This window comes from Exiguobacterium sp. SH1S1, from assembly GCF_004337245.1.
Taxonomy (GTDB): Bacteria; Bacillota; Bacilli; order Exiguobacteriales; family Exiguobacteriaceae; genus Exiguobacterium; species Exiguobacterium aurantiacum_A.
This window is the reverse complement of sequence record NZ_SJUZ01000019.1, coordinates 1-1685: the sequence shown is the minus strand read 5'-3', so window position 1 is coordinate 1685 and position 1685 is coordinate 1. Positions and strand designations below refer to the sequence as shown.

Annotated in this window: 1 protein-coding gene; it reads left to right on the top strand. The window is 52.3% G+C overall.

The window, feature by feature from the left end:
- Nucleotides 1–68 precede the first annotated feature (68 nt).
- Nucleotides 69–1639 (top strand): IS3 family transposase gene (locus EVJ23_RS14960; RefSeq protein ID WP_131466594.1). Its coding sequence is split into 2 segments (ribosomal slippage): nucleotides 69–708 and nucleotides 708–1639, totalling 1572 coding nucleotides; the frame shifts between segments, so codons are not numbered across the junction.
- Nucleotides 1640–1685 lie beyond the last annotated feature (46 nt).

Here is a 1685-nt window from a genome sequence, read left to right as displayed (position 1 = left end):
TGATATGCTCCCCAATAGGTAGACAGATGAAATAACAAATCTGTTTATCTATTGGGGAGTGTTTTTTTATGGCGAGAAGTCGGCATTCGATTGAACAAAAACTGAGTGCACTACGTATGCTGGAAGAAGGAACATGCACCTGGAAGGAAATCGAGGAGGCTCATGACGTCTCTATGGATACCCTTCAGTTGTGGAAAGTGAAATTCGATACCGGTGGGATCGATGCGTTGAAGGAGTCGAAGACATGGAAACATTACACCAAGGAACAGAAGATCGCGGCCGTACGTGACTATCTCGATGGGTTCACCAAAATGGAGGTTCTCTCCAAATATCATATTAGTAGTTGGTCGGTTCTATATCGGTGGATCAAGAAGTATACTGGTCATAGCGAGTTAACAGATTCGAGAAAAGGGATGGATCGAGCTATGGCCAAAGGGAGAAAGACAACATTCGAGGAACGCATGGAGATCGTCAGGTATTGCCTGGACAACGGACGGAACTATCAACGGACGGCCGAGATATTCGCCGTGTCGTACCAGCAGGTCTATGGCTGGACGAAAAAATATGACGCCGACGGCGTGCACGGGCTCGAGGACCGGCGCGGACGGACAAAGCAAGAAGAGGAACTGACCAACGAGGAGAAGCTTGAACGTCGCATCCAACAGATCGAGCGGGAGAACGAGCGCCTTCGGGCCGAGAACCTGTTCCTAAAAAAGTTAGAGGAGATCGAGAGGAGAGGTTGATCAGCCAGATCCGGCTACAATTGCGTTACACGGCCATCAAGGAAATGTCGATAAGCGACACGTTCCCGGTCGTGCTCTTATGCGAGATCGCGCAGGTCTCACGGGCCGCCTATTATAAATGGTTAAAACGTACCGTCTCGGTACGCGAGGAAGAGAACTTGAGTCTACTGGAGGACATCCGTCTCCTCTACGATCAGGTGAACGGGACCTACGGGTATCGACGGATCACCATGACGGTCAATCGGAGACGACGCCAGCATGGCCTACCGGCATACAACGAGAAGCGGGTCTATCGTCTCATGCGCATCCACGAGATCCGTTCGGTCATCCGCCAGAAGCGAAAACGGTACAAAAAGTCTTCACCGCAGCATGTGGCCGAGAACCTGATGAACCGAGAATTCAGCGCGTCCCGACCGGACGAGAAATGGTGCACCGACGTCACCGAGTTCAAATATGGCGCCGGGAGGAGGGCGTATCTGAGCGCGATCATCGACCTCTATGACGGCTCGATCGTCGCCTATCGCATCGGGAAATCCAACAACAATGGGCTCGTCTTCCAGACGATGATCCCAGCGATCGCGGGGCTCCGTACAGGAGCGGGTCCGATGATCCATAGCGACCGAGGGTTTCAATATACATCGAGAGGGTTCAAACGCATGGTGGAAGACGCAAAACTGACCCACAGCATGTCTCGCGTCGGACGTTGTCTCGACAACGCCCCGATCGAGGGTTTTTGGGGTACCCTGAAAGTCGAGATGTACTACCTGCGTGAGTTCCAGGCCTATAGCGAACTCACGTCGGCCATCGAGGCCTACATATCGTTCTACAACCATGATCGTCTCCAGAAACGACTAAACGGCTTGAGCCCTGTCGAATACAGGGCTCAAGCCGCCTAGGCTGGTTTTCATTATTTACCCTGTCTACTTGACGGGGAGCAGTTCA